This window comes from Cellulomonas sp. JZ18, from assembly GCF_009720485.1.
Lineage (GTDB): Bacteria > Actinomycetota > Actinomycetes > Actinomycetales > Cellulomonadaceae > Cellulomonas.
This window is the reverse complement of record NZ_CP045245.1, coordinates 553670-579863: the sequence shown is the minus strand read 5'-3', so window position 1 is coordinate 579863 and position 26194 is coordinate 553670. Positions and strand designations below refer to the sequence as shown.

Genomic DNA, 26194 nt, shown 5'->3' with positions numbered 1-26194 from the left:
CCGCGCCCACGAGTGTGGACGCGGGGCCGGCGTGGTGCGTCGGATCAGCTGTTCTTCTCGGCGTAGCGCTGCTGCGCGCCGTTCACGACGTCGAGGTACTGCTGCATGTTCTTGCCCTCGAGCTCCGCCACGTAGGCGTCCCACTCGGACAGCGGGCGCTGGCCCAGGATGAACGCGGCCGTGTTCTGGTAGACGTGGTCCTTCAGGGCCGTCTGCCAGAGCGAGACCTGCTCGCGCTCGAGCTCGTTGAGCGGCGCCGGCGGCGCCACCGGGGCGAGCTCCTTGTCCGACATCGACTGGACGAACTCCACGACCTCCGGGCGGAGCATCGACTGGTCGAGCTCGTCGGTGGAGCCGTGCTCGAGCATCCAGACGCCGTTGTGGTAGCCGAAGTCCACGTTGAGCGCCTTCGGGGCACCCGGGTTGAGGCCGTTCTGGTCGATGTCGGCCGCCAGCGTGCGGGTGCCGTCCTCGGCCTTGGTGTAGGTCTCGCCCTCGACGCCCCACTTGGCGAACTCGAGGCCCTCGTCGGAGTAGTACAGCCAGTCGATGAACTGCAGCATCGCGAGGAAGTCGTCCTCCTCGGCCGCCGTCGACGACAGCATGAGGCCGCTGACCAGGCGCGTGCCGGCCTGCAGGTCGCCCGCGGGGCCCGCGGGGACCCGGATCATGACGAGCTCGCCCGGGTTGCCGACCTCGGTCATCGCCTTGCGGACCGTCAGGATCTCCTGGTCGTTGGTCAGCTGGGCGAAGGCCTGGCCGGAGGCGAGCTTCTGCTTCGCCTGGTCGTCGTCCTGCGTCAGGCTCTCCGGGTCCATGAGACCGTCCGCGACGAGGCCGTGGTAGTACTCGAGCAGGTCGCGGTACTCGTCCATCGCGCCCGTGTAGACGAACTCCTCGGCGTCCTCGTCCCAGTAGGTGCCCTCGCCGAAGCCCCAGCCGGCCGCGGTGCCGAAGTTCGGGGCCGCGACGTTGAGGGTCGCCTCGAGCGGGCCGTTGGCGGACCAGCGGTCCGACAGCGGGAACTGGTCGGGGTACGCGGCCTTGACCTTCTCCAGGTCCGCGGCGAAGTCCTCGAACGTCTCCGGCTCGAGACTCAGGCCGAGCTGCTCCCAGACGTCCTTGCGCACCGCGTAGGTGTACGACGGGCGCACCGACTCACGCAGGCCCGGCAGCAGGTAGAACTTGCCGTCCTCCTGGCGCAGGCGGTCGAGCTCGCTGCCGAGGTCCCACTTCTCGACCTTGTCCTGGAAGTTCGGCATGTGCTCGATGTAGTCGCTCACCGGCAGGATCGCGCCACCCGCGACGAACGGGACCTCCTGGCCCGGGTAGGTCACGGAGATGATGTCCGGCGCGTTGCCCGCGCCGATCGCGATGGACTGCGCCTGCTGCCAGTCGGACAGCGGGGCCGTCTGGATGTCGAACTCGACGTTCTGGTTCTCCTTGAGCTTCGTCAGGATGTCCCAGTCGTCCTTGAGGGGGTAGTTCGGGTGGTCGCGGTACATCAGCCCGAACGTGACCGGCTCGGTGGCCTTGAAGGTCGTGCCGACGTCGTAGTCCTCCATCGCGCCGACCTGGCCGAGCTCGCTCTCGTCGGCCGTGGCCTCGTCGCCGCCCGAGCCGCCGCCGGAGCAGGCCGCCAGGGCCAGCACCAGGGTCGTGGCGGTGGTGGCCAGGGCCACCGACCGCTTCTTGGTCGTCCTCATCATTCTCCTTCCGGGTGGAACGCCGTCGTCCTGCATCCGTGGAAGTGGACCGTGGTCCGGGCGGACCGCGGGGGGAACCGGGGGAACTGCCGCGTCACTGCTTGACCGAGCCGAGCATCACGCCCGACACGAAGTACCTCTGCACGAAGGGGTAGAGGCACACGATCGGCAGGACGGTGAGCAGCATCGTCACGGCCTTGACGTTGGCGGCGATCTGCGTCGCCTCCAGCGAGCCCGCGGCCCCGTCGACGCTCGTGGCGCCGGCGATGAGGTTGCGCAGGTAGACCGTGACGGGGTACAGCTCGCGGTGGTCCATGTAGAGGAACGCGGCGAACCACGAGTTCCAGAACGAGACCGCGTAGAAGAGCACCATCGTCGCGATGACCGCCTTGCTCAGCGGCAGGACGATGCGCCACAGCTTCCCGTACGTGCTCAGCCCGTCGATCTCGGCGGCTTCCTCGAGCTCCGTGGAGAAGTTCTCGAAGAACGACTTCATGACGAGCAGGTTGAACACGCTGATCGCGTTCGGCAGGGCGATGGCCCACACCGAGTTGCGCAGGCCGAGCTCGTTGACGAGCACGTAGTTCGGGATGAGGCCGCCGTTGAAGAACATGGTGAACACGGCGATGCCGATGAACACCTTGCGGCCCTTGAGGTGGTGCTTGGAGATGGCGTACGCGAACGTCGTCGTCAGCACCATCGCCACGAGCGTCGCGACGACCGTGTAGTAGACGGTGTTCTGGTAGTTGCGCCAGAACATCTGGTCGCTCATCACGAGGTCGAACGTCGTGAGGTTGAACCCGCGGGGCCACAGGCTCACCTGCCCGGCGTTGATGTACGCCTCGGAGCTGAACGCCTGCGCGGCCAGGTTGATGAACGGGTACAGCGTCAGCGCCGCGATGATCACGAGCAGCGTGGCGTTGATGACCCGGAACGCCCGGTAGGCGCGCGTGTCCTTGACGGCCCGGACGGTCGGCTTCGTCAGCCGCTCGTCGAGGCGCGTGACGTCGTCGACGGTCACCACAGGGAGGCTCCCACCACTCGGCGCGAGATCGCGTTGGCGGACAGGACGAGGGTGAGGCCGATGAGGGCCTCGAACAGACCGATGGCCGTCGCGTAGGAGAACTGGCTCGACCCGATGCCGACGCGGTACAGGTACGTCGCGATGACGTCCGCCGTCGGGTACAGCAAGGGGTTGTAGAGGAGCAGGATCTTCTCGAACCCGACCGCCATGAACGAGCCGATGTTGAGGATGAGCAGCACGACCATCGTCGGGCGGATGCCGGGCAGCGTGACGTGCCAGGTCTGGCGCCAGCGGTTCGCGCCGTCGATGCGCGCGGCCTCGTACAGCTGCGGGTCGATCGTCGACAGGGCGGCGAGGTAGAGGATCGTGCCCCAGCCCACCGTCTGCCAGATCTCGGAGCCGATGTAGACCGTCCGGAACCACTCCGGCAGCTGCATGAACGAGATCGCGTCGCCACCGACCGCGGTGATGACCTGGTTGATCGTGCCGCGCATCGCGGTGAGCTGGAACACCAGGCCCGCGACGATGACGATCGACATGAAGTGCGGCAGGTAGGAGATCGTCTGGATGATCCGCTTGAACCGCTGCGAGCGCAGCTCGTTGAGCATGAGCGCCAGGACGATCGGCAGCGGGAAGATGATCACGAGGCTCAGCACGCCGAGGATCAGCGTGTTCTGGAAGACGTTCCAGAAGGTCTGGTCCTGGATGAACATCCGCACGTAGTGCAGGCCCACCCACTCCTCGCCGAAGATCGAGCCGCCGGGCCGGAACCGGCGGAACGCGATGACGTTCCCGATCATCGGCAGGTAGCGGAAGACCGCGAAGAACACGAGCGGCAGGATCAGCAGCGAGTACAGCTGCCAGTCGCGCCGCAGGGCCTTGCGCCACGACGTCGGGGCGGCGCCCTGCTGACGACGGCTCCGGCCGAACCGGCGCCGGCCCGCGGTGGCGGCGCCGGCGGCCATGCCGAGCGTCGCCGCCGTCGCCGTGCTGCCGCCTCCGCCCGTGGGCGTCGTCGACGTCGTCTGCCCCGCGGGCAGGGGGTCGTGCACGGTCATGAGGTCACCGCCCTCCGGGGGACGTGAGCACGCGTGCGGTGCTCAGGAGGTGACGGTCGTCGCCGACCGTCCGGACAGGTCCGTCCATGCGGAGCCGGACGGCGTGCTCGGCGTCCGCGCTGGACCGCGCGAGACGCAGCTCGACGTCGCCGGGCTCGACGACGCGGGTGCCGTCGCGGCGCGTGAACGACGCCAGGTCGGCGTGCACCGTCATCTCGACCGTGACGCTCTGCCCCGGCTCGAGGTCGACGCGCGCGTGGCCGACGAGGCGGACGACCGGGCGGACCATCGAGGCCACCGGGTCGTGCAGGTACAGCTGGACGACCTCGGTGCCGGCGCGCTCGCCGTCGTTGCGGACGTCCACCGCGACGCGCGTCTCGCCGTCGACGGGCCAGACGTCGCCGTCGAGCGCACGGGCGCCGGACCAGGCGAACGTCGTGTACGTCAGGCCGTGGCCGAACGCGTACAGCGGCGTGGGGTCGACGTCGGAGACGCCCGAGCGCTGCCCGAGCTTCTGCGACAGGTAGGTGCCCGGCTGCCCCGACGGGTCGCGCGGCATGCTCACCGGCAGGCGGCCGGACGGCGCCACGTGCCCGGTCAGCACCTCGGCGAGCGCCTGCCCGCCGAGCTGGCCGGGGAAGAACGCCTGCACGACCGCGGCCGCGCCCTCGGCGAGGTCGCCGACCGCGTAGGGGCGGCCGGTGAGGAGCACGAGGACGACCGGGGTGCCGGTCGCGAGGACGGCGCGCACCAGGTCACCCTGCTGCCCGGGCAGGTGCAGGTCGGTGGCGTCGCAGCCCTCGCCGGAGGTGCCGCGGCCGAACAGGCCGGCCCGGTCGCCGACCGCGACGACGACCACGTCGGCGTCGCGCGCCACGGCGACGGCCTCGTCGAAGCCGGAGCGGTCGTCGGACTCGATGTCGCAGCCGCGGGCGGTCGGCACGTCCCCGAGGCGCTCGCGCAGCGCGGCCAGCACGCTCGGGACGTCGACGCCCATGGGCACGTCGGGGTGCTGCGCGCCGACGTGCGCGGGGAACGTGTAGCAGCCGAGCATCGCCATGGGGTCGTCGGCGAGCGGGCCGACCACGGCGACGCGCGCACCGTGCGCGAGCGGCAGCACGCCGTCGCGGTTCTCGAGCAGCACGACGGACTCGCGGGCCAGGCGCAGGGCGACGTCGCGGCCCACCGGGTCGTCGAGGACGACCGCGTCCCCCGCCGGCGGCGTCGGGTCCCAGTCCTCGTCGAGCAGGCCGAGCTCGGCCTTCTGGTCCAGCACGCGGCGCAGCGCCCGGTCGACGAGCGCCTCGTCGACCGTGCCGTCGCGCAGGGCCGCGAGCAGCGGGGCGCCGTAGGCGTCCACGGACGGCAGCTCGACGTCCACGCCGGCGCGCAGCGCGAGGTGCGCCGCCTCGCCGAGGGAACCGGCGACGCCGTGCAGGCGCTGCAGGAACGCGATGCCGAAGTAGTCGGCGACGACCGTGCCCTCGAAGCCCCAGCGGCCGCGCAGCAGGTCGGTGAGCAGCCACTCGTCCGCGGCGGACGGGACGCCGTCGATCTCGGCGTAGGAGTGCATCACCGAGCGGGCGCCGCCGTGCCGCAGCGCGGTCTCGAACGGCGGGAGGATGACGTCGGCGAGCTCGACCGGACCCATCGACACGGGCGCGAGGTTGCGGCCGGCGCGCGAGGCGGAGTAGCCGGCGAAGTGCTTGAGCGTCGCCACGACGCCCGCGCCCTCGAGCCCGCGGACGTACGCCGCCCCGAGCTCGCCGACGAGGTACGGGTCCTCGCCGATGGTCTCCTCGGTGCGGCCCCAGCGGTAGTCGCGCGTGACGTCGAGGACGGGCGCGAGCCCCTGGTGGACGCCTGCGGCGCGCATCGTCTCGCCGATGCGGCGGGCCATCTCCTCGACGAGCGCCGGGTCGAAGGAGGCGCCCCAGGCGAGCGGCGTCGGGTAGGTGGTCGCCTGCCAGGCGGCGAAGCCGGTGAGGCACTCCTCGTGCACCTGGGCGGGGACGCCGAAGCGGTTGGCGGCGACGACCTGGCGCTGCGAGGCGGCCAGCGAGCGGGCGGCGACGACCGGGTCGACGGGAGCCGTGCCGAACGGGCGCGTGAGCTGGCCGAGGCCGTGGGCGATGACGTCCTCGAACGCGGGGATGCTGCCGCTCATGTCGGCCTGGTGCGGGGCGACGCCGCCCCCGGAGGCGTCGGCCCCCACCCAGAGGCCGACGAGCTGGGCGACCTTCTCCTCGGCGGTCATCTCGGCCACCAGCCGCTCCACCCGGGCCCGGCGACGCGCGGCGCGGTCGGCGGCGACGGTGGTCGCCCCGTCCTGCGCCCGACCGGTCACGGCGTCCTGCGCGCCGACCGGTCGCACGTCCTCCTGCTGCGCCGCCATTGGCTCAACCCCACATCCTCGTGGTTATCGGAAACTTTCGGCATGTTGCCCGAAATCCTGTGGCGACAACCTAGGCAAGCGTTTGCACACCCGTCAAGGTCGGTGACCGAACCGAGACCTTCGGGGGATTCGACCGGGTGATGCCGCTGCCGCGGGACGGGTGCTACCGTCAGCCGAAACTTGCGCAACGGCTGCGCCGGACCCGCGCAAGGCTCCAGCAGCCCTGACCGAAGGGGGCGCGGTGCCGGCACCGACCGACCCGACCGACCTCACGCGCGCCGTCACCATCGCGGACGTCGCCGCCCTCGCGGGCGTCTCCGTCCCCACCGTCTCGAAGGTGCTCAACGGCCGCGCCGACGTCGCCCCCGCCACCCGCGCCCGGGTCGAGGCGATCCTCGAGGAGCACAGCTACAAGCGCCGGCGCGCCCGCACGTCGACCGACCCCTCGCTCATCGACCTCGTCTTCCACGAGCTCGACAACGCGTGGGCGCAGGAGGTCATCAAGGGCGTCGAGGACGCGGCGTCGGCGCGCCGGGTGGGTGTCGTGCTGTCCGAGCTCGGCGGGTCGCACCGGCCGCAGCAGGAGCTCATCGACGACATCCTCGCCCGCCGGCCGCTCGGCGTGCTGCTCGTCCTCTCGTCCCTCGACGTCACGCAGCGCCACCAGCTCGAGTCGCGGTCGATCCCGTTCGTCGTCGTCGACACGTGGGGCGAGCCGCCGGCCGGCGTGCCCACCGTCGGCTCCAACAACTGGAACGGCGGGCTGATCGCCACCCGGCACCTGCTCGCGCTCGGGCACCGGCGCATCGGCGTCATCGCCGGGCCCGCCGACGTGCTGTGCAGCCGCGCGCGCGTCGACGGGTACCGCAGCGCGCTCGAGGAGGCCGGCATCCGGCCGGACCCGGCACTCACCCGGTGGGGCGACTTCCACGTCCTCGGCGGGTACACGCACGGCATCGACCTGCTGTCGCGGCCCGACCGCCCGACGGCGATCTTCGCCGGGTCGGACTACCAGTCGCTCGGCGTCATGCGCGCCGCCCGCGAGCTCGGCCTCAGCATCCCCGACGACCTGTCGGTGGTCGGCTACGACGACATCCCGCTCGCGCAGTGGCTCGGGCCGTCGCTGACCACCGTGCGCCAGCCGCTGCGCGAGATGGCCGCGACCGCCACGCAGATGCTGCTCAGCCTCGCCGCGGGCGAGCACCCGGCGAACCTGCGCATCGACCTCGCGACCGAGCTGGTCGTGCGCGAGTCGACCGCGCCGCACCGCGCGGACTGACGCCCCCTCCCCACCGGGCCGGCGACCCGGCGGACGCGTCCGGGCGCCGGACGTCGCCGTCAGGGCCGCGGGAGCCGCACGGGCGTGCCGGCCGGGAGCGCGAGCTGACGACGGGCCGGGTCCGTGCCGGACCGGACGTCGACCACCGCGGGCCGGTCGGCACGCAGCACCGCGTCGACCACGCGTCCGGCCCGCCACACGAGGTCGTCCACGCGCAGCCCGCCGCGCAGGCGCAGACCCCGCACCCGGCCGTCCGCCCACGCCGCGGGCAGCGCCGGCAGCAGGTGCACCTCGCGCACGCCGTCGGCACCCAGCCGGTGGGCCTGCACGAGCGCCTCCGCCACACCGGCGGTGAAACCGAGGTTCCCGTCCACCTGGAACGGCGGGTGCGCGCACAGCAGCCCCCGGTAGACCCCGCCGACGTGGCGGGGCGCGGGGCCGGCGCGGGTGGCGCCGACCGCACGGGCGAGGTCCGCGTCCACCGGGTTCAGGAAGGCGTCGACGAGCTCCGCGACGCCCTGCGGGTCGCGCAGCCGGGCCCGCAGCGCCAGGCGCCACGCCAGGGACCAGCCGGTCGAGTCCGGGCCCCGCGCGTCGAGCGTGCGCCGGGCGGCCGCGGCCAGCGCCGGCGACGCGTCCGGGTCGATCGACGTCCCCGGGAACACCCGGTACAGGTGCGACTGGTGGCGGTGCTCGGGCTCCGCGTCGGGGACGTCGCGGGACCACTCGGCCAGCCGGCCGTCGGGGGCGACGCGCTCGGTGGGGACCCGTTCGAGCGCGCCGTCCACGGCCGCGCGCAGGTCCTCGTCGTGGTCGCCGGCCACCGGTGCCAGGCGGCGCACGTGCTCGAGCAGGTCACGGGCCATGGCGAGGTCCGACGCGGTCGAGACGCCGACGCTCGCGACCGTCCCGTCGGGCAGCAGGTACTGGTTCTCCGGGCTCGTCGCCGGCGCCGTCCCGAGCGTCCCGTCCGGCAGCTCGACGAGCCAGTCGAGCACGAACAGGGCGGCGCCGCGCACCACCGGCCAGTGCCGGCGCAGCGCCTCGTCGTCGCCCGTCCAGTCGTGGTGGTCCAGGACGTGCCGGGCCAGCCACACGCCGCCGAACGGCCAGGTGGACCAGCTCGGGCTGTCCTGCCCCGCACCCACCGGGGCCGTGAAGCACCAGGGGTCGCTGTTGTGGTGGGCCACCCACCCGCGCGCGCCGTACAGCTCGCGCGCGGTGCGCTCCCCGGCCACCGCGAGCCGGTCGAGCCACGACAGCAGCGGCTCGTGGCACTCCGCGAGGTCGCCGACGAGCGTCGGCCAGTAGTTCATCTCGGTGTTGATGTTGATCGTGTAGTTCGCGTTCCACGGCGGCTGCACGTGCGGGTTCCACACGCCCTGCAGGTGCAGGGGCAGCGTGCCGGGCCGCGAGCCCGCGACCGTCAGGTACCGGCCCAGCTGGAACGCCAGGACGGCCAGGTGCGGGTCAGCCGTGCCGCTCGCGTGCGCCACGAGACGAGCGTCGAGCGGCGCGTCGGGCGCCGGTGCGCCGAGGTCGAGGTGCACGCGGCCCATGAGCGCGCGGTGGTCCGCGGCGTGGCGCGCGGGGACCGCGTCGAGGTCCGCGAGCGCGGCCGTCAGGTCCGCGAGCGCGTCCGCGACGACCCGGTCGGCGTCGCCGTGCAGGCGTCCCTGCGCGACCAGGTGGTCGGACGCGGTCGCGAGCAGCACGCGCACGCGTCCGGCACCGGTGACCCGCACGGCGGTGCCGCCGGACGCGTCCGGCGGCAGGGCGTCCCCGTCCGGGCCCGTGACGGCGGCCGACCCGTCCGTCACGACCGCGACGGCGACGGCCGCCAGCACGCCCGGCCCGTCGTAGGAGACCGCGTCGGGCACGCCGAGGTAGTCCGGGAGCACGTGCGCGGGCATCCGGACGAGCGCGACGAGACCGGGACGCCCGTCGGGCAGCGGCGCGGGCGGCCGGACCCAGGGGTGCGGCGAGGTCAGCGCGACCGCGGCGACGTCCTGCCCGCGTGCGTCCCGCGTGCGTGCGTCCTGCGTGCGCCGGTCGAGCAGCAGGACGCGGTCGGGGTGGCTGACGAGCACGTCCTGGCGCCACCGGCGCGCGTCGTCCGCGGTCCACGTGGTCGTCGCGACGCCGCCCGCGAGGTCGAGCACGCGGCGGTAGGCGGCCGCGCCGTCGGCCGCGGGGTGCGTCAGGAGCAGGTCGACGAGCGGCTGGTTGGCCGCGCTGTACCCGCTCTGCAGGCGGCGCACGTGCCGCTCCGCGGCGGGGACGTCGCCCTCGGCGAGGGCGCGCCGGGTGGCGGCGAGGACGGCGGCGGGACCCTCGGGGGCGGCGAGGGGTGCGAGCACGGGGCTGCCCGGGGCGCCGGACCAGCACGTGTCGTCGTTCACCTGGAGCCGCTCGTGCGCGGCGCCGCCGTGCACCATCGCCCCGATCCGCCCCCCGCCGACGGGGAAGGCGTCCGTCCACACCCGCGCCGGCGCGTCGAGCCGCAGCACGAGGTCGTGCTCGTCCGCCCGCTCGTCCGTCCGGTCCACCGCGTCGTCCATCCGTCCCCCGTCGCACGCCCTCGCGCGCCCCGTCGCACGCCCCGGCACGCCCCGTCGCGGACCGGCCGCCCGGCACGCTAGCAGCGCCGGCGGGCCCGGCCCACGGGCCGCTGCGGTCGCGCGGCCCGGTCCGGCGCCGCAGGGTGGACGCATGACCCAGACCTCCGCACCGGACCTGACCGCGCTCGTCCTCGTCGGCACGCTGACGCCGTCGCCGACCCCGTCCAGCTCGGAGCTCCTCGGCCGCCAGGTGCTCGCCGCGCTCGGCGAGCACGGGGTGACGGGCGAGGTCGTGCGCGTCGTCGACCACGACGTGCGCCCGGGCGTGCAGAAGGACATGGGCGAGGGCGACGCGTGGCCCGCGATCCGGGAGAAGATGCTGGCGGCCGACATCCTCGTGATCGCGACGCCGATCTGGATGGGGCAGCCGTCGAGCGTCACGAAGCGCGCGCTCGAGCGCCTGGACGCCGAGCTGTCCGAGCAGGACGACGAGGGCCGGCTGCTGACGTACGGCAAGGTGGCGGCCGTCGCCGTCGTCGGCAACGAGGACGGTGCGCACCACGTGAGCGCCGAGGTGTTCCAGGCGCTGGACGACGTCGGCTTCACGATCCCCGCGGCAGCGGTGACGTACTGGGTCGGCGAGGCGATGGGCTCGACGGACTACCAGGACCTCGACGAGACGCCGCAGACGGTGACGACGACGACCCGCACGCTCGCGGCGAACACGGCGCACCTCGCGCGGCTGCTCCGGCAGCGCCCGTACCCGCCGGCCTCCTGACGTCCCGGGCCGACCGCCGCCTCACCGCGGCCGGCGTGCGACCAGCCCCGTCCCGCCCCGAGGGCGCACAGGGCCGCGGCGGCGCCCGCGAGGACGACGGCGTCGGTGCCCCCGCGGGCGGCGCCCAGCCCCGCCGCCCCGAGCGCCTGCCCCGTGGCCAGGGCGACGAAGAGCACCGAGGTCCCGGCTCCGGCGCGCCCCGGCCAGACCTCGCGCGCCCACAGGATGAGGACGCCCGACGCCGCCATGTACGCGGCGCCGAAGAGCGCGGTGGAGCCGAGCGCGAGGGCGACGCCGCCGGACGTCGCCGCGCCGGCGACGCCGAGGGTGGCGAGCGCGAGCGCCGCGGAGCAGGTGGCCCAGGCGGCCCGCAGCCCGACGTGCCGCACGAGCGCGCCGGTGAGCACCCCGAGGACGCCGCCGATGCCGAGCGCGACCCAGAGCCACCCGGTGCGCGCGGACGGGACCGCCCCGGCGTCCACGAGCACGAGCGGCCCGAAGGACCAGATCATGGCCGACCCGGCCCCGACCACGACGGCCGCGGCCGCCGGGCGCACGAGCGGCGCGCCGGGGGCCGGGCGTGGTGCGTCGTCCCCGCCGAGCGACGGCCCGTGGCCGTCCGTCCCCTCCCCGGGCGGCCGTCCCGCCGCGCGCCGGGCGGTCCACCACGCGGCGCCGGCCGTCACCGCGCACAGCGCCGCCATCAGCGCCCACGCGGGCGCGGTCGCGGGCACGGCGGCGACGACGGCACCCGCCCCCACCACCCCGACCGCGGTCCCGGCGTTGACGGCCGACTGCGCCGCCGGGCGCGCGGGCCGTGGCACCGCGGCGTCGACGACCGGCACGAGCGCGGGCGAGGCGAGCGCACCCCCGGTGCCGGCGACCGCCACGGAGAGCAGGAGCACCGCCGGGTCGGTCGCGAGGGCGACGCCGAGGCACCCGAGCGTGGCGGTCGCCCCCGCCACGACGAGGCCGGCGCGGGGACGGCGGTCCACGACGCGCGCCACCGCGAGCGCGGCGACCGCGTAGGCGGTGAACTGCACGGTCCCGGTCCAGCCGAGCGCGGGCGCGAGAGCGGGCCGCTCCGCCTGGAGCGCCGGTGCGGACAGGCCCACCGCGAACCGCGCCATGCCGTAGGTGGTCGCGACGAGCAGCGTGCCCGCGAGCGCGGTGGCGACCCCGGTGCGTGCGGGCGCCGCCGCAGCGGCGACCTGCCGGGCGGCGGGGTGGAACGACCGTTTCACCATAACGATCGTTATGCTAGGGGTGTGCGGCGCACCGGCGACACCCGAGAGCGGATCCTCGACGCCGCGGAGCGGCTCTTCTTCCGCGACGGCATCGCGGTGACCGGCGTCGACGCCGTCGCCGCAGCCGCGGGCGTGGCCGTCGTGACGCTCTACAAGCACGCCGGCTCCAAGGACGCCCTGCTGCGCGACGTCCTGCGCCGCCGTCTCGACTCCTGGCTCGTGCACTGGGACGCCGCCGTCGCCGCCGCCCGCTCGCCCCGGGACCGGCTCCTCGCGGTCTTCGACGCCGTCGAGACGTTCCGGGCCGCCGCCGGGCCGACGCAGTGGTGCTGCTTCCTCGCCACCGCGTCGGAGCGTCCCCTGCCCGCGGACGGCGAGGACGACGCCGTGCTCGAGCTCGTCCGGCAGGACACCCGCCTCGTCACCGAGCGGCTCGTCGCACTGGCGCGGGAGGCCGGGCACCCGGACCCCCGTGCCACCGCGTCGGCGCTGCTGCTGCTCTACAACGGCGTGCTCGCGAGCCTGCTGCGCGGCGAGCCCGCGGACCCCGTGCCGCTCGCGCGCGAGGCCGCCCGGACCCTGCTCGACGCCACCGGCTGACCGGCGGGGTGGGAGGATCCTCCCCGTGCTGCACGTCGCCCTGTTCGAGCCGCGGATCCCCGGCAACGCGGGCAACGCCATCCGCATGTGCGCCGGCACGGGCGCGACCCTGCACCTCGTCGAGCCGCTCGGCTTCGACCTGTCGGAGGCGCGGCTGCGCCGGGCCGGGCTGGACTACCACGACCTCGCGCACGTGGTGGTGCACCCGCACCTCGACGCCCTCCTGACCGCGCTGCCCCGGGCCCGCGTCCTCGCGTTCACCACGCGCGGCGAGCGCCGGCACACCGACGTCGACTGGCGCGAGGGCGACGTGCTGCTGTTCGGCCCGGAGCCCACGGGCCTGCCGGACGAGGTCGTCGCGCACCCGCGCGTCACCGACCGCGTGCGCATCCCCATGCTGCCCGGCCGCCGCTCGATGAACCTGTCCAACGCCGCCGCCGTCGCCACCTACGAGGCGTGGCGGCAGCTCGGGTTCCCGGGAGGGGAATGAGCGCGCACACCGGCGCGGGCGTCCTCGTGGAACCGGCGCGCCCGGACGACGTCGACGCGATCCTCGCGCTGCGGGCGTCGCTCGAGGACTGGATGGCCGAGGCCGGGGTCGTGCAGTGGCCGCGCGGCTCGCTGCCGCGCGAGCGCGTCGAGGTTCAGCTGGCCGCCGGCGAGTGGCACGTGGTGCGCGGCGCGCCGGGCGAGGTCGTCGGGACGCTGCGGCTGCTGTGGGCGGACCCGGAGTTCTGGGGTGACGACGACACCCCGGCGGTGTACGTGCACGGGCTGATGAGCGCCATCTCCCGCCGCGGCTCCGGCCTGGGCCGGGCGCTGCTCGACTGGGCGGCGGACCGCGGGCGGGAGGCCGGCGTCGCCGTGTTCCGCCTGGACTGCCGGGACACGAACCCGGCGCTGCGCGCCTACTACGAGGGCTACGGGTTCACCGCCGTCGGGCACCGCGACTTCCCCACCTTCCGCGCCGTGCTGCTCGAGAAGCCGCTCGACCCCGCCCCCTGACGCCCTCCGTTTGGCCCGCGGCGCCCGCGCGGCGCAGGATCGACCGGTGTTCACCACGCGCCCCGTCCTGACGGGCACCTTCGGCATGGTCGGCTCCACCCACTGGCTCGCGAGCGCGGTCGGCATGCGCACGCTCGAGGCGGGCGGCAACGCGTTCGACGCGGCCGCGGCCGCGGGCTTCACGCTGTCGGTCGTCGAGCCGCACCTCAACGGGCCCGGCGGCGACGTGCCGGTCATCGGCCACCGGGCGGCGGACGGGCGCACGTTCGTCGTGTGCGGGCAGGGCACCGCACCGGCCGCGGCGACGCCGCTGGCGTTCGCGGCGCTGGGCGTCGACGTCGTCCCGGGCACGGGCCACCTGGCGGCGGTCGTCCCGGGCGCGTTCGGCGCGTGGCTGGACCTGCTCGCGCGGTACGGGACGATGACGCTCGCCGAGGTCCTCGCCCCGGCGATCGGGTACGCGCGCGACGGCTACCCGCTGGTGCCGGCCGCGGCCCGGACGGTCGCGACCGTCGCGGACATGTTCACCGAGCACTGGCCGACCAGCGCCGAGGTGTACCTGACGGCCGGCCGCGCGCCCGAGGCGGGGAGCCGGTTCGCCAACCCCGCGCTCGCGGCGACGTTCGAGCGGCTCGTCGCGGAGGCGCAGGCGGCCGGACCGGACCGTGAGGCGCAGATCGAGGCCGCCCGCCGGGCGTTCTACGAGGGCTTCGTCGCCGAGGCGGTCGACGCGTTCGTGTCGGGCACGCCCGTGGTCGACGCGACCGGCTCGGCCCACGCGGGCTTCCTGCGCGGCGACGACATGGCGGCGTGGCGCGCGAGCGAGGAGCCGACGGTGTCGGTGCCGTTCGCGGGCGTCGAGGTGCACAAGACGGCCGCCTGGGGCCAGGGCCCGGTGCTGCTGCAGCAGCTGCGCCTGCTCGACGCGCTCGGCGCCGAGGACCTGGTCCGGGAGGTCGTCACGGCCGAGCGGCAGGGTCTCGTCGCCGTCGCGCCGACCACGGAGCTCGTCCACCTCGTGACCGAGGCCGCCAAGCTCGCGTTCGCCGACCGGGACGCCTGGTACGGCGACTCGGGCGACGTCCCGCTCGACACGCTGCTGTCCCCCGCGTACGCGGCCGAGCGCGCCCGCCTCGTCGGGGCCGAGGCCGACGGCGGCTACCGGCCCGGCAGCCCGGACGGGCGCGAGCCGGTGCTGCCGCGCGCCCTGGTCGAGGCGCGCGCCGAGGCGGAGAGCGGCACGACGGGGAGCACGGGCGGCGCGCCGGGCAGTGGCCTCGGGGAGCCGACGGTGTCGCCCATCGGCCTCTCCCCCGGCGACACCTGCCACGTCGACGTGGTCGACCGGTGGGGCAACCGGGTGTCCGCGACGCCGTCGGGCGGCTGGCTCCAGTCGAGCCCGGTCGTCCCCGGGCTGGGCTTCGCGCTGCCCACGCGCGCGCAGATGTTCTGGCTCCAGCCCGGGCTGCCGTCGAGCCTGGTGCCCGGCACGCGCCCGCGCACGACCCTGAGCCCCGCGATGGTGCTCGGCGCCGGCGGCGCGGGGTTCGCGTTCGGCACGCCGGGCGGTGACCAGCAGGACCAGTGGACCGTGCCGTTCCTGCTGCGCCACCTCGTGGGCGGGGCCGACCTGCAGGCGGCGATCGACGGTGCGTCGTGGCACTCGACGCACGTGCACGGCTCGTTCCACCCGCGCACGCACACCCCGCGCGGCCTCGCCGCCGAGTCCCGGCTGGGGCGCGAGGTCCTCGCGGCGCTCGCCGCGCGCGGGCACGCGGTCGAGGACGCCGGGCCGTGGACGCTGGGCCGCATCAGCGCGGCGGGCGTGCGCGCCGACGGGCTGCTGGAGGCGGCGGCGAACCCGCGCGGGATGCAGGGGTACGCGGTCGGGCGCTGACCGGTCGCCGACCGGGCGCGCTGACCGGTCGCTGACCGGTCGTGTCGCCGGCGGGTGCCCGCCGAGCGGCAGTCATCGGATGTCTGCGCGCTCGGATGAGGATTCCATGAGGATCCGGCCCCCGGGACGTTCCAGACATCTGACCACCGATACGGTCGAACCATGCCCTACGACGTCGTGGACGCCCATCTGCAGGTGTGGGACCCGGAGACGGTCCACTACCCGTGGATGGCGCAGGACCCCTCCCTCCTGCACCAGGCGTACCGCGTCGCCGACGTGGGCGGAGAGCTGCACGAGCACCACGTGGACGGCGTGGTGCTCGTGCAGTCCGCGGACAACCGGGCCGACTCCGAGCACCTGCTGTTCCAGGCGCTCAGCTGCCCCGCGGTCGTCGGCGTCGTCGCGTGGGTCCCCCTCGACCGGCCGGACGAGGCCGCGACGCAGCTGGACCACTGGCGCGGCGAGCCCGTCGTGGGGGTCAGCCACCACGTCGACCGCGAGGCCGACGCGCGCTGGCTCGTGCGGGACGTCGTCGACGACGGGCTGCACCTGCTCACCGAGCGCCGGCTCGTGCTCGACCTGCCGGCGACGACGCCCGAGCTGCTGGGCCACGTGGCGACCGTCGCCGAGCGGCACCCGAAGCTGACCGTGGTCGTCGACCACCTCGGCGGTCCCCCGCTCGCGGCGCTGCGGGCCCGGGACACGACGACGTGGACCCGGTGGACGACCGCGCTCGACGAGGTCGCGCAGGTCCCCAACGTCGTCGCCAAGCTCGCGGGGCTCGGACGGGCCGCCGGACCGGGCTGGAGCGCCGACGACGTGCGGCCGGCCGTGGAGCACGCGCTCGCGGCGTTCGGCCCCGACCGCCTCATGGCGGGCAGCGACTGGCCGAGCGCGCTGCAGGGCCACCCGTCCTGGCACGCGGCCTGGGCCGCGGTGGGCGCGACCCTCGCGGACCTGGACGAGGTCGGGCGGGCGCACGTGCTCGGGCGCACGGCCGTCGAGGTGTACGGCATCCCGCCGCTCGTCGCCGAGGGCTAGCATCGATCGGGTCGACCGTCCAGGTCGGCGCGCCATGGCGGACCGGACGAGGACGGGCACGTGTCACGCACCCAGGGCGTCGTCGAGGACATCCAGCGGCTGATCCTCGACGGCGGGCTGCGCCCGGGCGACCGGCTGCCCGCGGAGAAGGAGCTCGCCGCCGAGCTCGGCGTCTCCCGCGGCTCGCTGCGTGAGGGCGTCCGCGCGCTCGTCGTCCTCGGCATCCTCGAGGCGCGCCACGGTGACGGCACCTACGTCACGGACCTCAACCCGGCGACCCTGCTCACGCCGCTCGCGTTCGTCGCGGACGTGCCGGGCGACCGCGTGCAGCTGCACGCGGTGCGGCGGATGCTCGAGACCGAGGCCGCGGGGCTCGCGGCCCTGCGCCGCACGGACCCGCAGATCGCGCGGGCCCGCGCCGCGCTCGACGAGACGAACCGCGCGCTCGTCCAGGCCGCACCGGACCCCGAGGTCCTCGTCGCCGCCGACCTCGCGTTCCACCGCGCCGTCGCCGACGCGTCCGGGAACTCGGTGCTGGCCGCGCTCGTGGACGGCCTCGCGGGCACCCACGCGCGCCGCCGCGCCTGGGAGGAGCTGCACGACGTCGCGGGCGACCGCGTCACCGCGGAGCACGAGGCGATCCTCGCCGCGGTCGTCGACCGCGACCCCGACCGCGCACGGCTGCGGATGGCGACGCACCTGCTCGCCGTCGAGGACCTGATCGCGGGCAGGTCCACCCGCGAGCAGACCGCCCTGCGCTGAGGCGCTGGCGGGCTCAGGGCCGGGCGTCGTCCGCGCCGCCGCAGGCCGCCAGCACGAAGTCGTACAGCGCACCCCGCAGCGCCGGCGGGGCGGGCACGGACACCGGCGGGAGCTCCACGCCGTCCACGACGGCGTGCACGCCGAGCACCGTGCCGCGCTTGTCCTCCGCGATCGCGTGCAGGTCGCAGCGTGCCGGCGCCACCGGCAGCACGACCCGGCCGTCCGGCGGCGGGGCGGCGGAGTCGACGTCGACGACCCACCGGCCGTAGCCGCCGGCCGGGCGCAGCAGCGTGGTGGCGCCCACGCCGACGAGCCGCACGTGCGGACCGCCGGGCACGGGGCGCACGCGCAGCACGACGTCGGCCACCGGGCCGGTGGGCCCGTCGCGCGTCGTGAGCGTCGCGTCGAGGGCGAGGGTGAGGCCCGCGGCGACCGCGACGGCGGCGCAGTCCTCGCCGTGCACCCGGCGCAGGTCGTCACCCTCGTCGGTCGGCAGGACCCGCACGGTGCCCGCGCGGCCGGTGGTGTCGACGACGTCGAGCTCGACGACCGGCGCCGGGTCGACGCCCGTCGTGACGCCGCCGGCCGGGCAGACCGGGTCCGCCAGCGTCGCGCGCAGCGCGCGGGTGCTCCCGGCCCGCACGTCGCGTCCCCGCTCGGTGACGGCCGGCGCCGACGTCGTGGCCGTCGTGAGCCGGGCCTCCTGCACGAGGACGTCACCCGCGCCGGCGTTGCGCACCCGCAGCTCGACGACGCGCGCGACCCGGTCGGCGCGGGCCTGCGCCACCTCGACGGTGAGCGCGTCGGCGACCCCGGCGGGCAGGGGACGCGGGGAGCGCCCGGACGACGGCTCCGACGACGGCTGGGACGACGGTTCCGACGACGGCGGGGGCGCGGAGCGGCCCGGCGAGCACGCCGCGACGGTCGCGACGAGGACGGTGACGACGACGACGCGCAGACCGCGGCCGCGCGCGCCCCGGCGACGCACGCGGACCGACCCCATGCCCGCATCCTGCCCCTCCCCTGCGTGCACGGGAACGCCCCCGCCGCACGACCGGGGCGCCGGACGACGTGCCGCCCGTGGGGAGGGAGATGTCCTCCTGCGCCGTACGCACCGTGTGCGCACACCGTCGGGGACATGTCCTCCCGGCCGGCGACACGCCGGGGGCCGCGCACGGGACCGCCGGGAGGGGAACGCGGTGGCCGGGTGCACGGGGCTGCACGCCGGGCCCCGAGCCGGGCCCTCCCGCCGCAGGGGTCAGGCGGTGCGGTCGGGGGTGGACGCGCGCAGGACGACCTCGGTGGGCACGGCGCGCACGCGCGGTGCGCCCGCGTGCTCCTCGAGGGCGAGCTCGGTGGCGAGGACGCCGACGTCGACCAGCGGCACCCGGACCGTCGTCAGCGGCGGCACGACGTCGCGCAGCGTGATGATGTCGTCGAAGCCCGCGAGGGCGACGTCCTCGGGCACGCGGACGCCCAGCTCGCGCGCGGCGGCGAGCGCGCCGAGCGCCATGACGTCGTTCACGGCGAACACCACGTCGACGTCCGGGCCCACCTGCAGCAGCTCCCGCATCGCGGCCTCGCCGCCCTCGTGCGTGAAGTCCCCGGGGACGACGTGCGCGGGCTCGACGGGCGCGCCGAGCTCGGCGAACGCCGCCGCGAAGGCGTCGCGCCGCTCACGCGCCGTCAGGTGGTCCTGCGGCCCGCCCAGCACGCCCGGCCGGCGGTAGCCGCGCGCGTGCAGGGCCCGCGCGAGCGCGTCGGCCCCGGCCGCGTTGTCGACCGCGACCGTGTCCACGCCGAGCACCGGCTGCCCCACCAGCGCGACCGCGCCGCCGGCGGCACGGAAGTCGGCGAGGGCGTCGCGCATCGCGGCGTTCTCGGCGTCGTCGTCGTGCCGGCCGCCGGCGACGACGATCGCGCGCGCCCGCTGCCGCTGCAGCAGGCGCACGAGCTCGACCTCGCGGGCCGGCTCGTGCTGCGTGCTCGCGAGCGTCACCTGCAGCGCGGCGCGGTCCGCGGCACGGGTCACGCCCGCGGCGATCGACGAGAAGTACGGGTCGGCGATGTCGTGCACGACGAGCCCGAGCGACGTGGTGCGCCCGCGGGCCATCGCCTGCGCGTTCGCGTCGGGCGTGTACCGCAGCCGCTCGGCGGCCGCGAGGACGCGCTCGCGCAGGTCCGGCCGGACGGTGCGGTTCGCGCTGCCGTTGATCGCACGGGACGCGGTGGCCAGCGAGACGCCGGCCTCGCGAGCCACGTCGCTGAGGGTCACGCTGGAGGCCATGGCGGTCAGGCTAGGGCAGCACGGGCCACCGCCGCCGGGACCTGCGCGACGGCGAGACGGCCGCCCGGGCGCGCCGGGCGGCCGGGCGTCACCGGTCGACCCGCGCGCTGCCCCCGCCGGCGAGCTTGAGCACCTCGGCCTTCGTCGCCATGGTCGTGTCGCCCGGGGTCGTCATCGCCAGCGCGCCGTGCGCGGCGCCGTACTCGACGGCGGTCTGCAGGGGCTGCCCGTCGAGCAGGCCGAACGCGAGGCCGGACGCGAACGAGTCGCCGCCGCCGACGCGGTCGAGGATCTCCAGGCCCGGGCGGTGCGTGGCCTGCACGAGGCCCGACGCCCGCGACCAGGCGATCGCGCCCCAGTCGTTGACCGTGGCGGTGCGGACCGTGCGCATGGTCGTCGCGATGACCTGGAAGTTCGGGTACGTCGCGGCGACCTTCTCGATCATCGCGGCGAACTTGTCCACCTCGAGGTCGGAGAGGTTCTCGTCGACGCCCTCCACCTCGAACCCGAGGGAGGCGGTGAAGTCCTCCTCGTTGCCGATCATGACGTCGATGTGCGGCGCGATCGCCCGGTTGACCTCCTGCGCGCGGGCCTGGCCGCCGACGGCCTTCCACAGCGACGGGCGGTAGTTGAGGTCGTACGAGACGACGGTGCCGTGCCTGTGCGCCACCGTGACGGCCTCGATCACGGTCTCGGCCGCCGAGTCCGACAGCGCGGCGAAGATGCCGCCCGTGTGGAACCACCGCACCCCGAGCTCGCCGAACAGGTGCTCCCAGTCGACGTCGCCGGGCTTGAGCTGCGACGCCGCGGTGTGTCCGCGGTCGGACACGCCGACCGCGCCGCGCACGCCGAACCCGCGCTCGGTGAAGTTCAGGCCGTTGCGGACCGCGCGCCCGACGCCGTCGTACGGCATCCACCGCACGAACTGCGTGTCGAGGCCGCCCTGGAGCATGAAGTCCTCGACCAGGCGCCCCACCTCGTTGTCGGCGAGCGCGGTGACGATCGCGGCACGCAGGCCGAACGCCCGGCGCAGGCCGCGCGCCACGTTGTACTCGCCACCGCCCTCCCACGCGCGGAACTGGCGGGCGGTGCGGATGCGGCCCTCGCCGGGGTCGAGGCGCAGCATCACCTCGCCGAGGCTCACGGCGTCGTAGCGGGTCTCGGACGCGGGGCGGATCGTCAGGTCGGGCATCGTCGGCTCCTGAGGGGTCCGTGGGGCGGCGCGCGGCACCGGCGCCGGTCGGTCTCGGTGGGTCGCCGCAGGGCGGCGGCGGGCGGTCGGGCGTCAGACGGCCGGGCGCAGCTCCGTGGCGAGCGCGACGGCGTCGGCGACGAGGCCGCGCACGCCGTCGAGGTCACCCGCGGCGACGCGGTCGCGCGGGACCATCCAGGAGCCGCCGACGGCCGCGACGGCGGGCAGCGCGAGGTACTCGCCGAGGTTCGTGGGGCCGACGCCGCCGGTGGGCACGAACCGCAGGCCGCCGAACGGGGCCGCGAGCGCCGCGATCGCGGGCGCCCCGCCGGACGTGCCCGCGGGGAAGAACTTGACGGTCGTGACGCCGAGCTCGAGCGCGGCCTGCACCTCGGTCGCCGTGACGGCGCCGGGCAGCGCGAGCACGCCGTGCTCGTGGCAGCGCTCGACCACGGCGCGGCTCGTGCCGGGCGAGACGACGTACTGGGCACCGGCCGCGACCGCGGCGTCGACCTGGTCGGGCGTCAGCACCGTGCCGGCCCCGACGAGCACGTCGCCGCGGTCGCGCAGCGCGCGGATCGCGTCCGGCGCCGCCGCGGTGCGGAACGTGACCTCGGCGACGGGCAGCCCGCCCGCGACGAGGGCGGCACCGAGCCCGTCGGCGTCCTTCGCGTCGTCGAGGACGACCACGGGGACGAGCCGGTGGGCGGCGAGACGGGCCAGCACGTCGGTGCCGGGGGCGGCGCTCAGGGTTCCGGTCACGGCAGGACCTCCTGGGGAGTGGCGGCGTCGGTGCCGCGGAAAGCGCTTGCTGTGACAGGAGGGTACGCCATGCGCGGCAGGTGGTAGGCCAGGTCCACCGCCGTCTGGACGGCCTCGTCGACGTCGAGCCGGTGCTCGGCGACCAGCCGCGCCAGGAAGCCGGCGTCGATGCGCCGGGCCAGGTCGTGCCGGGCCGGGATCGACAGGAACGCGCGGGTGTCGTCCACGAAGCCGGTGGTGTTGTAGAAGCCGGCGGTGTCCGTGACGGCCTCCCGGTAGCGCCGCATCCCGTCCGGCGTGTCGAGGAACCACCACGGCGCCCCGAGCCGCACCGCCGGGTACACGCCGGCGATCGGCGCGAGCTCGCGGCTGAAGGTGTCCTCGTCGAGCGTGAACAGGACGAGCCGCAGGTTCGGGTGGTGCCCGAACGCCTCGAGCAGCGGCGCGAGCGCGCGCACGTACTCCGTCGCGACCGGGATGTCGTAGCCCACGTCGGCACCGCGCTCGAGCGCGACGCGCGGGTCGTGGTCGCGCAGCGCGCCCGGGTGCAGCTGCATGACCAGGCCGTCCTGCGTGGACATGCGCGCCATCTCGAACAGCATGTGCGCGCTGAACGCCTGCGCCTCGGCCGCCGTCACCTCGCCCCGCAGCGCGGCCGCGAAGACCGCCTGGGCGTCCGCCGGGTCCATCGGCGTGGTGTCGGCGCGCAGGTGGCCGTGGTCCGTCGCGCGGGCCCCGGCCTCGACGAACGCCCAGCGCCGCGCCTCGAGCGCGCGCACGTAGTCGCGGTACGAGCCGATGTCGACACCGGCCCGCTCGCCGAGCAGGGCGACGTCCTCGCGCCAGCCCGGGCGGTCCACGTGCAGCACCGCGTCGGGGCGGAACGTCGGGACGACCCGCTGCCCCCAGCCGCGCGCGGCGAGGTCGGCGTGGTCCGCGAGCGTCGCGGTCGCCGGGTCCGTCGTCGCGAGGATCTCGATGTCGAGGCGGTCCAGCAGCGCGAGCGGGCGGAACGCCGGGTCGGCCAGCCGCTCCGCGATCGTGTCGTAGGCCTCGTCGGCGGTCTGCGCGGACAGCTTGTGCCGCACGCCCAGGACCTCGACGAGCACGTGCTCCATCCAGAACCGGGTGGGCGTGCCGCGGAACAGGTGCCAGTGCGCCGCGAACGTGCGCCAGATCGCGCGCGGGTCCGTCTCGACCGGCTGCCCGTCGCGCCGCGGCACGCCGAGCGCGTCGTGCGGCACGCCCTGCGAGACGAGCATGCGCACGAGGTAGTGGTCGGGCACGACCAGCAGGGACGCGGGGTCCCCGAACGGCTCGTCGCGCGCGAGCAGGCCCGCGTCGACGTGACCGTGCATCGAGACGATCGGCAGCTCCCGCGTCGCGTCGAAGATCTGACGGGCGATGCCCCGCGTCACGGGGTCGGCCGGCAGCGCGCGGTCGGGGTGCAGCGTCCAGCGGGCGTCGGTTCCGGGCATGGGTCCTCCTGGACGTCGGTGCCGCGGGCGCCCCTGCGCGCCCGCCGCCGCCGCCCGCGTCCGTGCTCGCACGTCCGGGCCGCGCATCCGACGGATGAATGCGTTTGCACGGACGACCATGCCAGGCGGAATGCGCTGCCCGCAAGGGGTCGGGGGCACGTTGCGCGCGGCGCCTGAACCGTGCTGCAATCGCATTCATCACGGACGGGCGTCCGCCTCGGGCGGCGCGGCACCGCCGGCAGCACCGCACGACCGGCACGAGGAGGACCGATGGCCGTCACGCTGCGCGACGTCGCGCGCGCCGCCGGCGTCTCCCCCGCCACCGCGTCCCGCGCCCTGAGCGCTCCCGACCTCGTCGCGCCGGAGCGGCGCGAGCTGGTGCGCCGCGTCGCCCGCGAGCTCGGCTACCGGCCCAACCGCGCGGCCCGCGAGCTCATCACGGGCCGCTCGGGGCACCTGTGCCTCGTCGTGCCCGACCTGGAGAACCCGTTCTTCGCGGCCGTCGCCAAGGCGGTGCAGGCCCGCGCGCGCGCCGCCGGGCACGCCGTCGTCGTCGCCGACGCCGAGGAGGACCCGCTGCTCGAGGCCGAGCTCGTGAGCCACCTGGGGGCGCAGGCGGACGGCGTCCTGCTGTGCTCGCCGCGCATGTCCGCGGACGACCTCGCCGACGTCGCCGCCGACGACCGCCCGCTGCTGCTGGTCAACCGCGAGGCCGCCGGCCTGCCGTCGGTCGTCATCGACAACCGCGACGGCGTCCGGCAGGCGGTGCGGCACCTGCACGCGCTCGGGCACCGGCGGGTCGCGTACGCCGGCGGACCGCCGGGGTCCTGGTCCGACGCACGGCGGCGCGAGGGCCTCGGCGTCGAGCTCACCGCCGCCCTCCCGGACCTCGAGGTCGTCGACCTCGGTGCGCACGCCCCGGTGTTCGCCGGCGGCGTGGCGGCCGCCGACCTCGCGCTCGCCGCCGGGGCGACCGCCGTGCTCGCCCACAACGACCTCATGGCGCTCGGCCTGCTCGACCGGCTGCGGGTGCGCGGCGTGCGGGTGCCCCAGGACGTGTCCGTCGTCGGGTTCGACGACGCACCCGTCGCGACGCTCGTGACACCCGCACTGACGACCGTCGCCGCACCGCTGGCCCGGCTGGGGCGCACCGCCGTCGACCTGCTGCTCGACCCGCCGCGCACCGACGAGCCCGCCCGCGTGGCGCTGCCCGTGGAGCTCGTCGTGCGCGGGTCGACCGCGCCGCCGAGCACCGCCGGGGCACCACCGACCCGCTGACCGACGCCCGCCCCACCACCGTCCCCGCCGCCCGACGACCGCCGCCCGACGACCGCCCGCCCGACCCGCGCCCGTCGGACCCGCCGCCCCCGGTCCCCGACCACCGCGCGACGACCCACCGCCCACGCCCCACGACCCACCGGAGCCCTTCGATGACGAACCCCCGGCTGTCCCTGCGCACGTGGCACGAGCGCGCGTCCCGCCCCCTGCCCGACGCGGTCCGCGGACCCGCGGTCGACCCCGCCGCGCTGACCGTGGGCCAGGTGCACCTCGGCCTCGGGGCGTTCACCCGGGCCCACCAGCTCCTGTGCACCGAGGACGCCGCGGCCGCCACCGGCGAGACCGGCTGGGGCGTGCTGGGTGTGACGCAGCGCAGCCCCCGCGTGGCGGAGCAGCTCGTGCCCCAGGACGGTCTGTACGGCGTGCTCACCGCGGGCGCCGACGCGACGTCGCTGCGGCTCGTCGGGTCGGTGCGCGACGTCGCCTTCCCCGGGCGGGACACCGCGCGCGTGCTCGACGCGCTCGCGGCGCCGACGACGCACGTCGTCACGCTGACCGTGACCGAGAAGGGCTACCGGCGCACGGCGGACGGCGGGCTGGACACGGGGGCGCAGGACGTCGCGGCGGACCTCGCGGACGCCCGGGCCGAGCTGGTGGGCGACGGGGACGCGGCCGCGCGCACGCCCGTCGGCATGCTGGTGCGGGGTCTCGTGCGCCGGCACCGCACGTCCGGCGCGCCGCTGACCGTGGTGTGCTGCGACAACCTCACCGACAACGGCACGGTGCTGCGCGGGCTGGTCGCGGACGCGCTCGCGGCGGTGCCCGGTGCCGACGACGTGCGCGCGTGGGTCGAGGCGTCGGTGCGCTTCCCGTCGACGATGGTGGACCGGATCGTCCCGGCGACGACCGAGGCGCACCACGCCGAGGCGGAGGCGCTGCTCGGCCTGCGCGACGAGGGCCTGGTGGTCGGCGAGCCGTTCTTCCAGTGGGTCGTCGAGGACGCGTTCGCCGGTCCGCGGCCGGCGTGGGAGCGGGCCGGGGCGACGCTCACGGGGGACGTCGCGGCCTACGAGCGCGCGAAGCTGCGGGTGCTCAACGCGACGCACTCGACGCTGGCGTACCTGGGCGCGCTGCGCGGGCACGCGACCATCGCGGCGGCCGTCGCCGACCCGGACCTCGCGGCCGTGGCGCGCGCGCTCGTCGACGACGACGTCCTGCCGACCCTGACGGCGCCCGACGGCACCGACCTGCACGCCTACCGCGACTCGGTGCTGCACCGGTTCGCGAACCCGGCGACCGGCCACACGACCGTGCAGGTCGCGATGGACGGCTCGCAGAAGCTCCCCGTGCGGCTGCTCGGCACGGTCGCGGACCGGCTCGCCGCCGGCGCCGTGCCGTACGCGGCGGCGACCGCGTTCGCCGGGTGGATCGCCTACGTCCGCGCGGCGGGCGACGGCGGCCTGGTCGTCGACGGGCGGACGGTCGCGCTCGACGACCCGTTGGCCCCGGTGCTCGTCGAGGCGACGGCCGGGTCGGCCGAGGAGGCCGTCGACGGCGTGCTCGCGCTGCGGCAGGTCGTGCCGGCCGACGTCGCCGCCTCCACCGGCTTCCGCGCCGCCGCGGTCGCCGCGCTCCGCGACCTGACGCGCTGACCCTCCGGCTCCCCGACCCGGCCGCGGCCCCGGCCGGTCGTCGCACCCGGCCGCCGCCCCCGGCACCCTCCGCCGGCCGCCGTCCCCGGGCGGCGACCCCGTGGTCGTGCACCGACGTGCGGCGGCGACGATGCACGATCACGGGGTCGGCGGGGTGACGGGGCGGTGTCGGCGGTGACGGGCCGCCGGGGG

21 protein-coding genes are annotated in these 26194 nt (G+C 75.9%); 10 read left to right on the top strand and 11 right to left on the bottom strand.

The genetic code is table 11. The annotated features are described in order from the left end of the window. Positions 1–44: 44 nt before the first annotated feature. From GC089_RS02595 to GC089_RS02580, 4 genes are all read right to left on the bottom strand, one after another. Positions 45–1706 carry an extracellular solute-binding protein gene (locus GC089_RS02595; protein WP_155376358.1) on the bottom strand — a complete coding sequence of 554 codons (1662 nt, stop codon included), beginning with the start codon at positions 1704–1706 and terminating at the stop codon, positions 45–47. A 94-nt stretch (positions 1707–1800) separates the two neighbouring features. Then, complete coding sequence (locus GC089_RS02590; protein ID WP_230685011.1) at positions 1801–2727, bottom strand: carbohydrate ABC transporter permease; 927 nt, start codon at positions 2725–2727, stop codon at positions 1801–1803. After that, positions 2724–3695 carry a sugar ABC transporter permease gene (locus GC089_RS02585; RefSeq protein WP_155378887.1) on the bottom strand — a complete coding sequence of 324 codons (972 nt, stop codon included), beginning with the start codon at positions 3693–3695 and terminating at the stop codon, positions 2724–2726. The genes GC089_RS02590 and GC089_RS02585 overlap by 4 nt, the downstream gene beginning before the upstream one ends. 97 nt (positions 3696–3792) lie before the next feature. Beyond that, positions 3793–6183 (bottom strand): glycoside hydrolase family 3 N-terminal domain-containing protein, encoded by a 2391-nt coding sequence (locus GC089_RS02580; protein ID WP_155376357.1) that lies wholly within the window; start codon positions 6181–6183, stop codon positions 3793–3795. A gap of 241 nt (positions 6184–6424) precedes the next feature. Between GC089_RS02580 and GC089_RS02575 the strand changes: the two genes are divergently transcribed. Beyond that, on the top strand, positions 6425–7462 hold the full coding sequence (locus GC089_RS02575) for a LacI family DNA-binding transcriptional regulator (protein ID WP_155376356.1): 1038 nt from the start codon (positions 6425–6427) through the stop codon (positions 7460–7462). A 59-nt stretch (positions 7463–7521) separates the two neighbouring features. On the opposite strand, the gene GC089_RS02570 is transcribed toward GC089_RS02575, so the two are convergent. Continuing rightward, positions 7522–10023 (bottom strand): glycoside hydrolase N-terminal domain-containing protein, encoded by a 2502-nt coding sequence (locus GC089_RS02570; RefSeq protein ID WP_196250792.1) that lies wholly within the window; start codon positions 10021–10023, stop codon positions 7522–7524. A gap of 151 nt (positions 10024–10174) precedes the next feature. Between GC089_RS02570 and GC089_RS02565 the strand changes: the two genes are divergently transcribed. Continuing rightward, positions 10175–10801 carry a flavodoxin family protein gene (locus GC089_RS02565; RefSeq protein WP_155376354.1) on the top strand — a complete coding sequence of 209 codons (627 nt, stop codon included), beginning with the start codon at positions 10175–10177 and terminating at the stop codon, positions 10799–10801. On the opposite strand, the gene GC089_RS02560 is transcribed toward GC089_RS02565, so the two are convergent. Beyond that, positions 10684–12048, bottom strand: a complete 1365-nt coding sequence (locus GC089_RS02560; RefSeq protein ID WP_155376353.1) for an MFS transporter — start codon at positions 12046–12048, stop codon at positions 10684–10686. The two genes, GC089_RS02565 and GC089_RS02560, sit on opposite strands and share 118 nt — an antisense overlap. A gap of 21 nt (positions 12049–12069) precedes the next feature. Here GC089_RS02560 and GC089_RS02555 point away from each other — a divergent pair, with 21 nt between their 5' ends. From GC089_RS02555 to GC089_RS02530, 6 genes are all read left to right on the top strand, one after another. Next, entirely contained in the window at positions 12070–12648 is a 579-nt protein-coding gene (locus GC089_RS02555; protein WP_196250791.1) for a TetR/AcrR family transcriptional regulator, read from the top strand. Positions 12649–12673: 25 nt separating this feature from the next. Further along, entirely contained in the window at positions 12674–13138 is a 465-nt protein-coding gene (locus GC089_RS02550) for a tRNA (cytidine(34)-2'-O)-methyltransferase (protein ID WP_155376352.1), read from the top strand. Next, positions 13135–13653, top strand: coding sequence for a GNAT family N-acetyltransferase (locus GC089_RS02545; protein ID WP_155376351.1), 519 nt, complete (start codon positions 13135–13137; stop codon positions 13651–13653). Before GC089_RS02550 ends, GC089_RS02545 begins: the two co-directional genes overlap by 4 nt. A gap of 85 nt (positions 13654–13738) precedes the next feature. Next, a complete protein-coding gene (locus GC089_RS02540; RefSeq protein ID WP_155378884.1) occupies positions 13739–15550 on the top strand; it encodes a gamma-glutamyltransferase family protein in 1812 nt (603 codons plus the stop codon). A 162-nt stretch (positions 15551–15712) separates the two neighbouring features. Beyond that, on the top strand, positions 15713–16591 hold the full coding sequence (locus GC089_RS02535; protein WP_155376350.1) for an amidohydrolase: 879 nt from the start codon (positions 15713–15715) through the stop codon (positions 16589–16591). 60 nt (positions 16592–16651) lie between these two features. Further along, entirely contained in the window at positions 16652–17353 is a 702-nt protein-coding gene (locus GC089_RS02530) for a FadR/GntR family transcriptional regulator (protein WP_155376349.1), read from the top strand. A 13-nt stretch (positions 17354–17366) separates the two neighbouring features. Here the strand turns inward: GC089_RS02530 and GC089_RS02525 are convergent, their stop codons facing one another. From GC089_RS02525 to uxaC, 5 genes are all read right to left on the bottom strand, one after another. Then, on the bottom strand, positions 17367–18356 hold the full coding sequence (locus tag GC089_RS02525) for a hypothetical protein (RefSeq protein ID WP_155376348.1): 990 nt from the start codon (positions 18354–18356) through the stop codon (positions 17367–17369). Between the two features lie 255 nt (positions 18357–18611). After that, entirely contained in the window at positions 18612–19640 is a 1029-nt protein-coding gene (locus GC089_RS02520; protein ID WP_155376347.1) for a LacI family DNA-binding transcriptional regulator, read from the bottom strand. A gap of 88 nt (positions 19641–19728) precedes the next feature. Continuing rightward, a complete protein-coding gene (locus GC089_RS02515; RefSeq protein ID WP_155376346.1) occupies positions 19729–20832 on the bottom strand; it encodes a sugar kinase in 1104 nt (367 codons plus the stop codon). A 93-nt stretch (positions 20833–20925) separates the two neighbouring features. After that, positions 20926–21594 (bottom strand): bifunctional 4-hydroxy-2-oxoglutarate aldolase/2-dehydro-3-deoxy-phosphogluconate aldolase, encoded by a 669-nt coding sequence (eda, locus tag GC089_RS02510; protein ID WP_230685010.1) that lies wholly within the window; start codon positions 21592–21594, stop codon positions 20926–20928. Next, entirely contained in the window at positions 21591–23072 is a 1482-nt protein-coding gene (gene uxaC, locus GC089_RS02505) for a glucuronate isomerase (RefSeq protein WP_155376345.1), read from the bottom strand. Before uxaC ends, eda begins: the two co-directional genes overlap by 4 nt. Positions 23073–23342: 270 nt before the next feature. On the opposite strand from uxaC, the gene GC089_RS02500 reads away from it, so the two are divergent. Together GC089_RS02500 and GC089_RS02495 are read left to right on the top strand one after the other, a co-directional pair. Then, positions 23343–24350, top strand: a complete 1008-nt coding sequence (locus GC089_RS02500; protein ID WP_155376344.1) for a LacI family DNA-binding transcriptional regulator — start codon at positions 23343–23345, stop codon at positions 24348–24350. A gap of 152 nt (positions 24351–24502) precedes the next feature. Next, the gene (locus GC089_RS02495; protein ID WP_155376343.1) at positions 24503–26002 is read left to right on the top strand and encodes a mannitol dehydrogenase family protein; all 1500 of its coding nucleotides are present in this window, start codon (positions 24503–24505) and stop codon (positions 26000–26002) included. Positions 26003–26194: the final 192 nt, after the last annotated feature.

What these genes read in the sequence shown, in the direction of transcription:
- GC089_RS02595 (WP_155376358.1), bottom strand. Translation starts at nt 1,706, where the DNA reads ATGAGGACGACCAAGAAGCGGTCGGTGGCCCTGGCCACCACCGCCACG.
- GC089_RS02585 (WP_155378887.1), bottom strand. Translation starts at nt 3,695, where the DNA reads ATGGCCGCCGGCGCCGCCACCGCGGGCCGGCGCCGGTTCGGCCGGAGC.
- GC089_RS02580 (WP_155376357.1), bottom strand. Translation starts at nt 6,183, where the DNA reads ATGGCGGCGCAGCAGGAGGACGTGCGACCGGTCGGCGCGCAGGACGCC.
- GC089_RS02570 (WP_196250792.1), bottom strand. Translation starts at nt 10,023, where the DNA reads ATGGACGACGCGGTGGACCGGACGGACGAGCGGGCGGACGAGCACGAC.
- GC089_RS02565 (WP_155376354.1), top strand. Translation starts at nt 10,175, where the DNA reads ATGACCCAGACCTCCGCACCGGACCTGACCGCGCTCGTCCTCGTCGGC.
- GC089_RS02560 (WP_155376353.1), bottom strand. Translation starts at nt 12,048, where the DNA reads ATGGTGAAACGGTCGTTCCACCCCGCCGCCCGGCAGGTCGCCGCTGCG.
- GC089_RS02545 (WP_155376351.1), top strand. Translation starts at nt 13,135, where the DNA reads ATGAGCGCGCACACCGGCGCGGGCGTCCTCGTGGAACCGGCGCGCCCG.
- GC089_RS02540 (WP_155378884.1), top strand. Translation starts at nt 13,739, where the DNA reads ATGGTCGGCTCCACCCACTGGCTCGCGAGCGCGGTCGGCATGCGCACG.
- GC089_RS02535 (WP_155376350.1), top strand. Translation starts at nt 15,713, where the DNA reads ATGCCCTACGACGTCGTGGACGCCCATCTGCAGGTGTGGGACCCGGAG.
- GC089_RS02525 (WP_155376348.1), bottom strand. Translation starts at nt 18,356, where the DNA reads ATGGGGTCGGTCCGCGTGCGTCGCCGGGGCGCGCGCGGCCGCGGTCTG.
- GC089_RS02520 (WP_155376347.1), bottom strand. Translation starts at nt 19,640, where the DNA reads ATGGCCTCCAGCGTGACCCTCAGCGACGTGGCTCGCGAGGCCGGCGTC.
- GC089_RS02515 (WP_155376346.1), bottom strand. Translation starts at nt 20,832, where the DNA reads ATGCCCGACCTGACGATCCGCCCCGCGTCCGAGACCCGCTACGACGCC.
- uxaC (WP_155376345.1), bottom strand. Translation starts at nt 23,072, where the DNA reads ATGCCCGGAACCGACGCCCGCTGGACGCTGCACCCCGACCGCGCGCTG.
- GC089_RS02500 (WP_155376344.1), top strand. Translation starts at nt 23,343, where the DNA reads ATGGCCGTCACGCTGCGCGACGTCGCGCGCGCCGCCGGCGTCTCCCCC.
- GC089_RS02495 (WP_155376343.1), top strand. Translation starts at nt 24,503, where the DNA reads ATGACGAACCCCCGGCTGTCCCTGCGCACGTGGCACGAGCGCGCGTCC.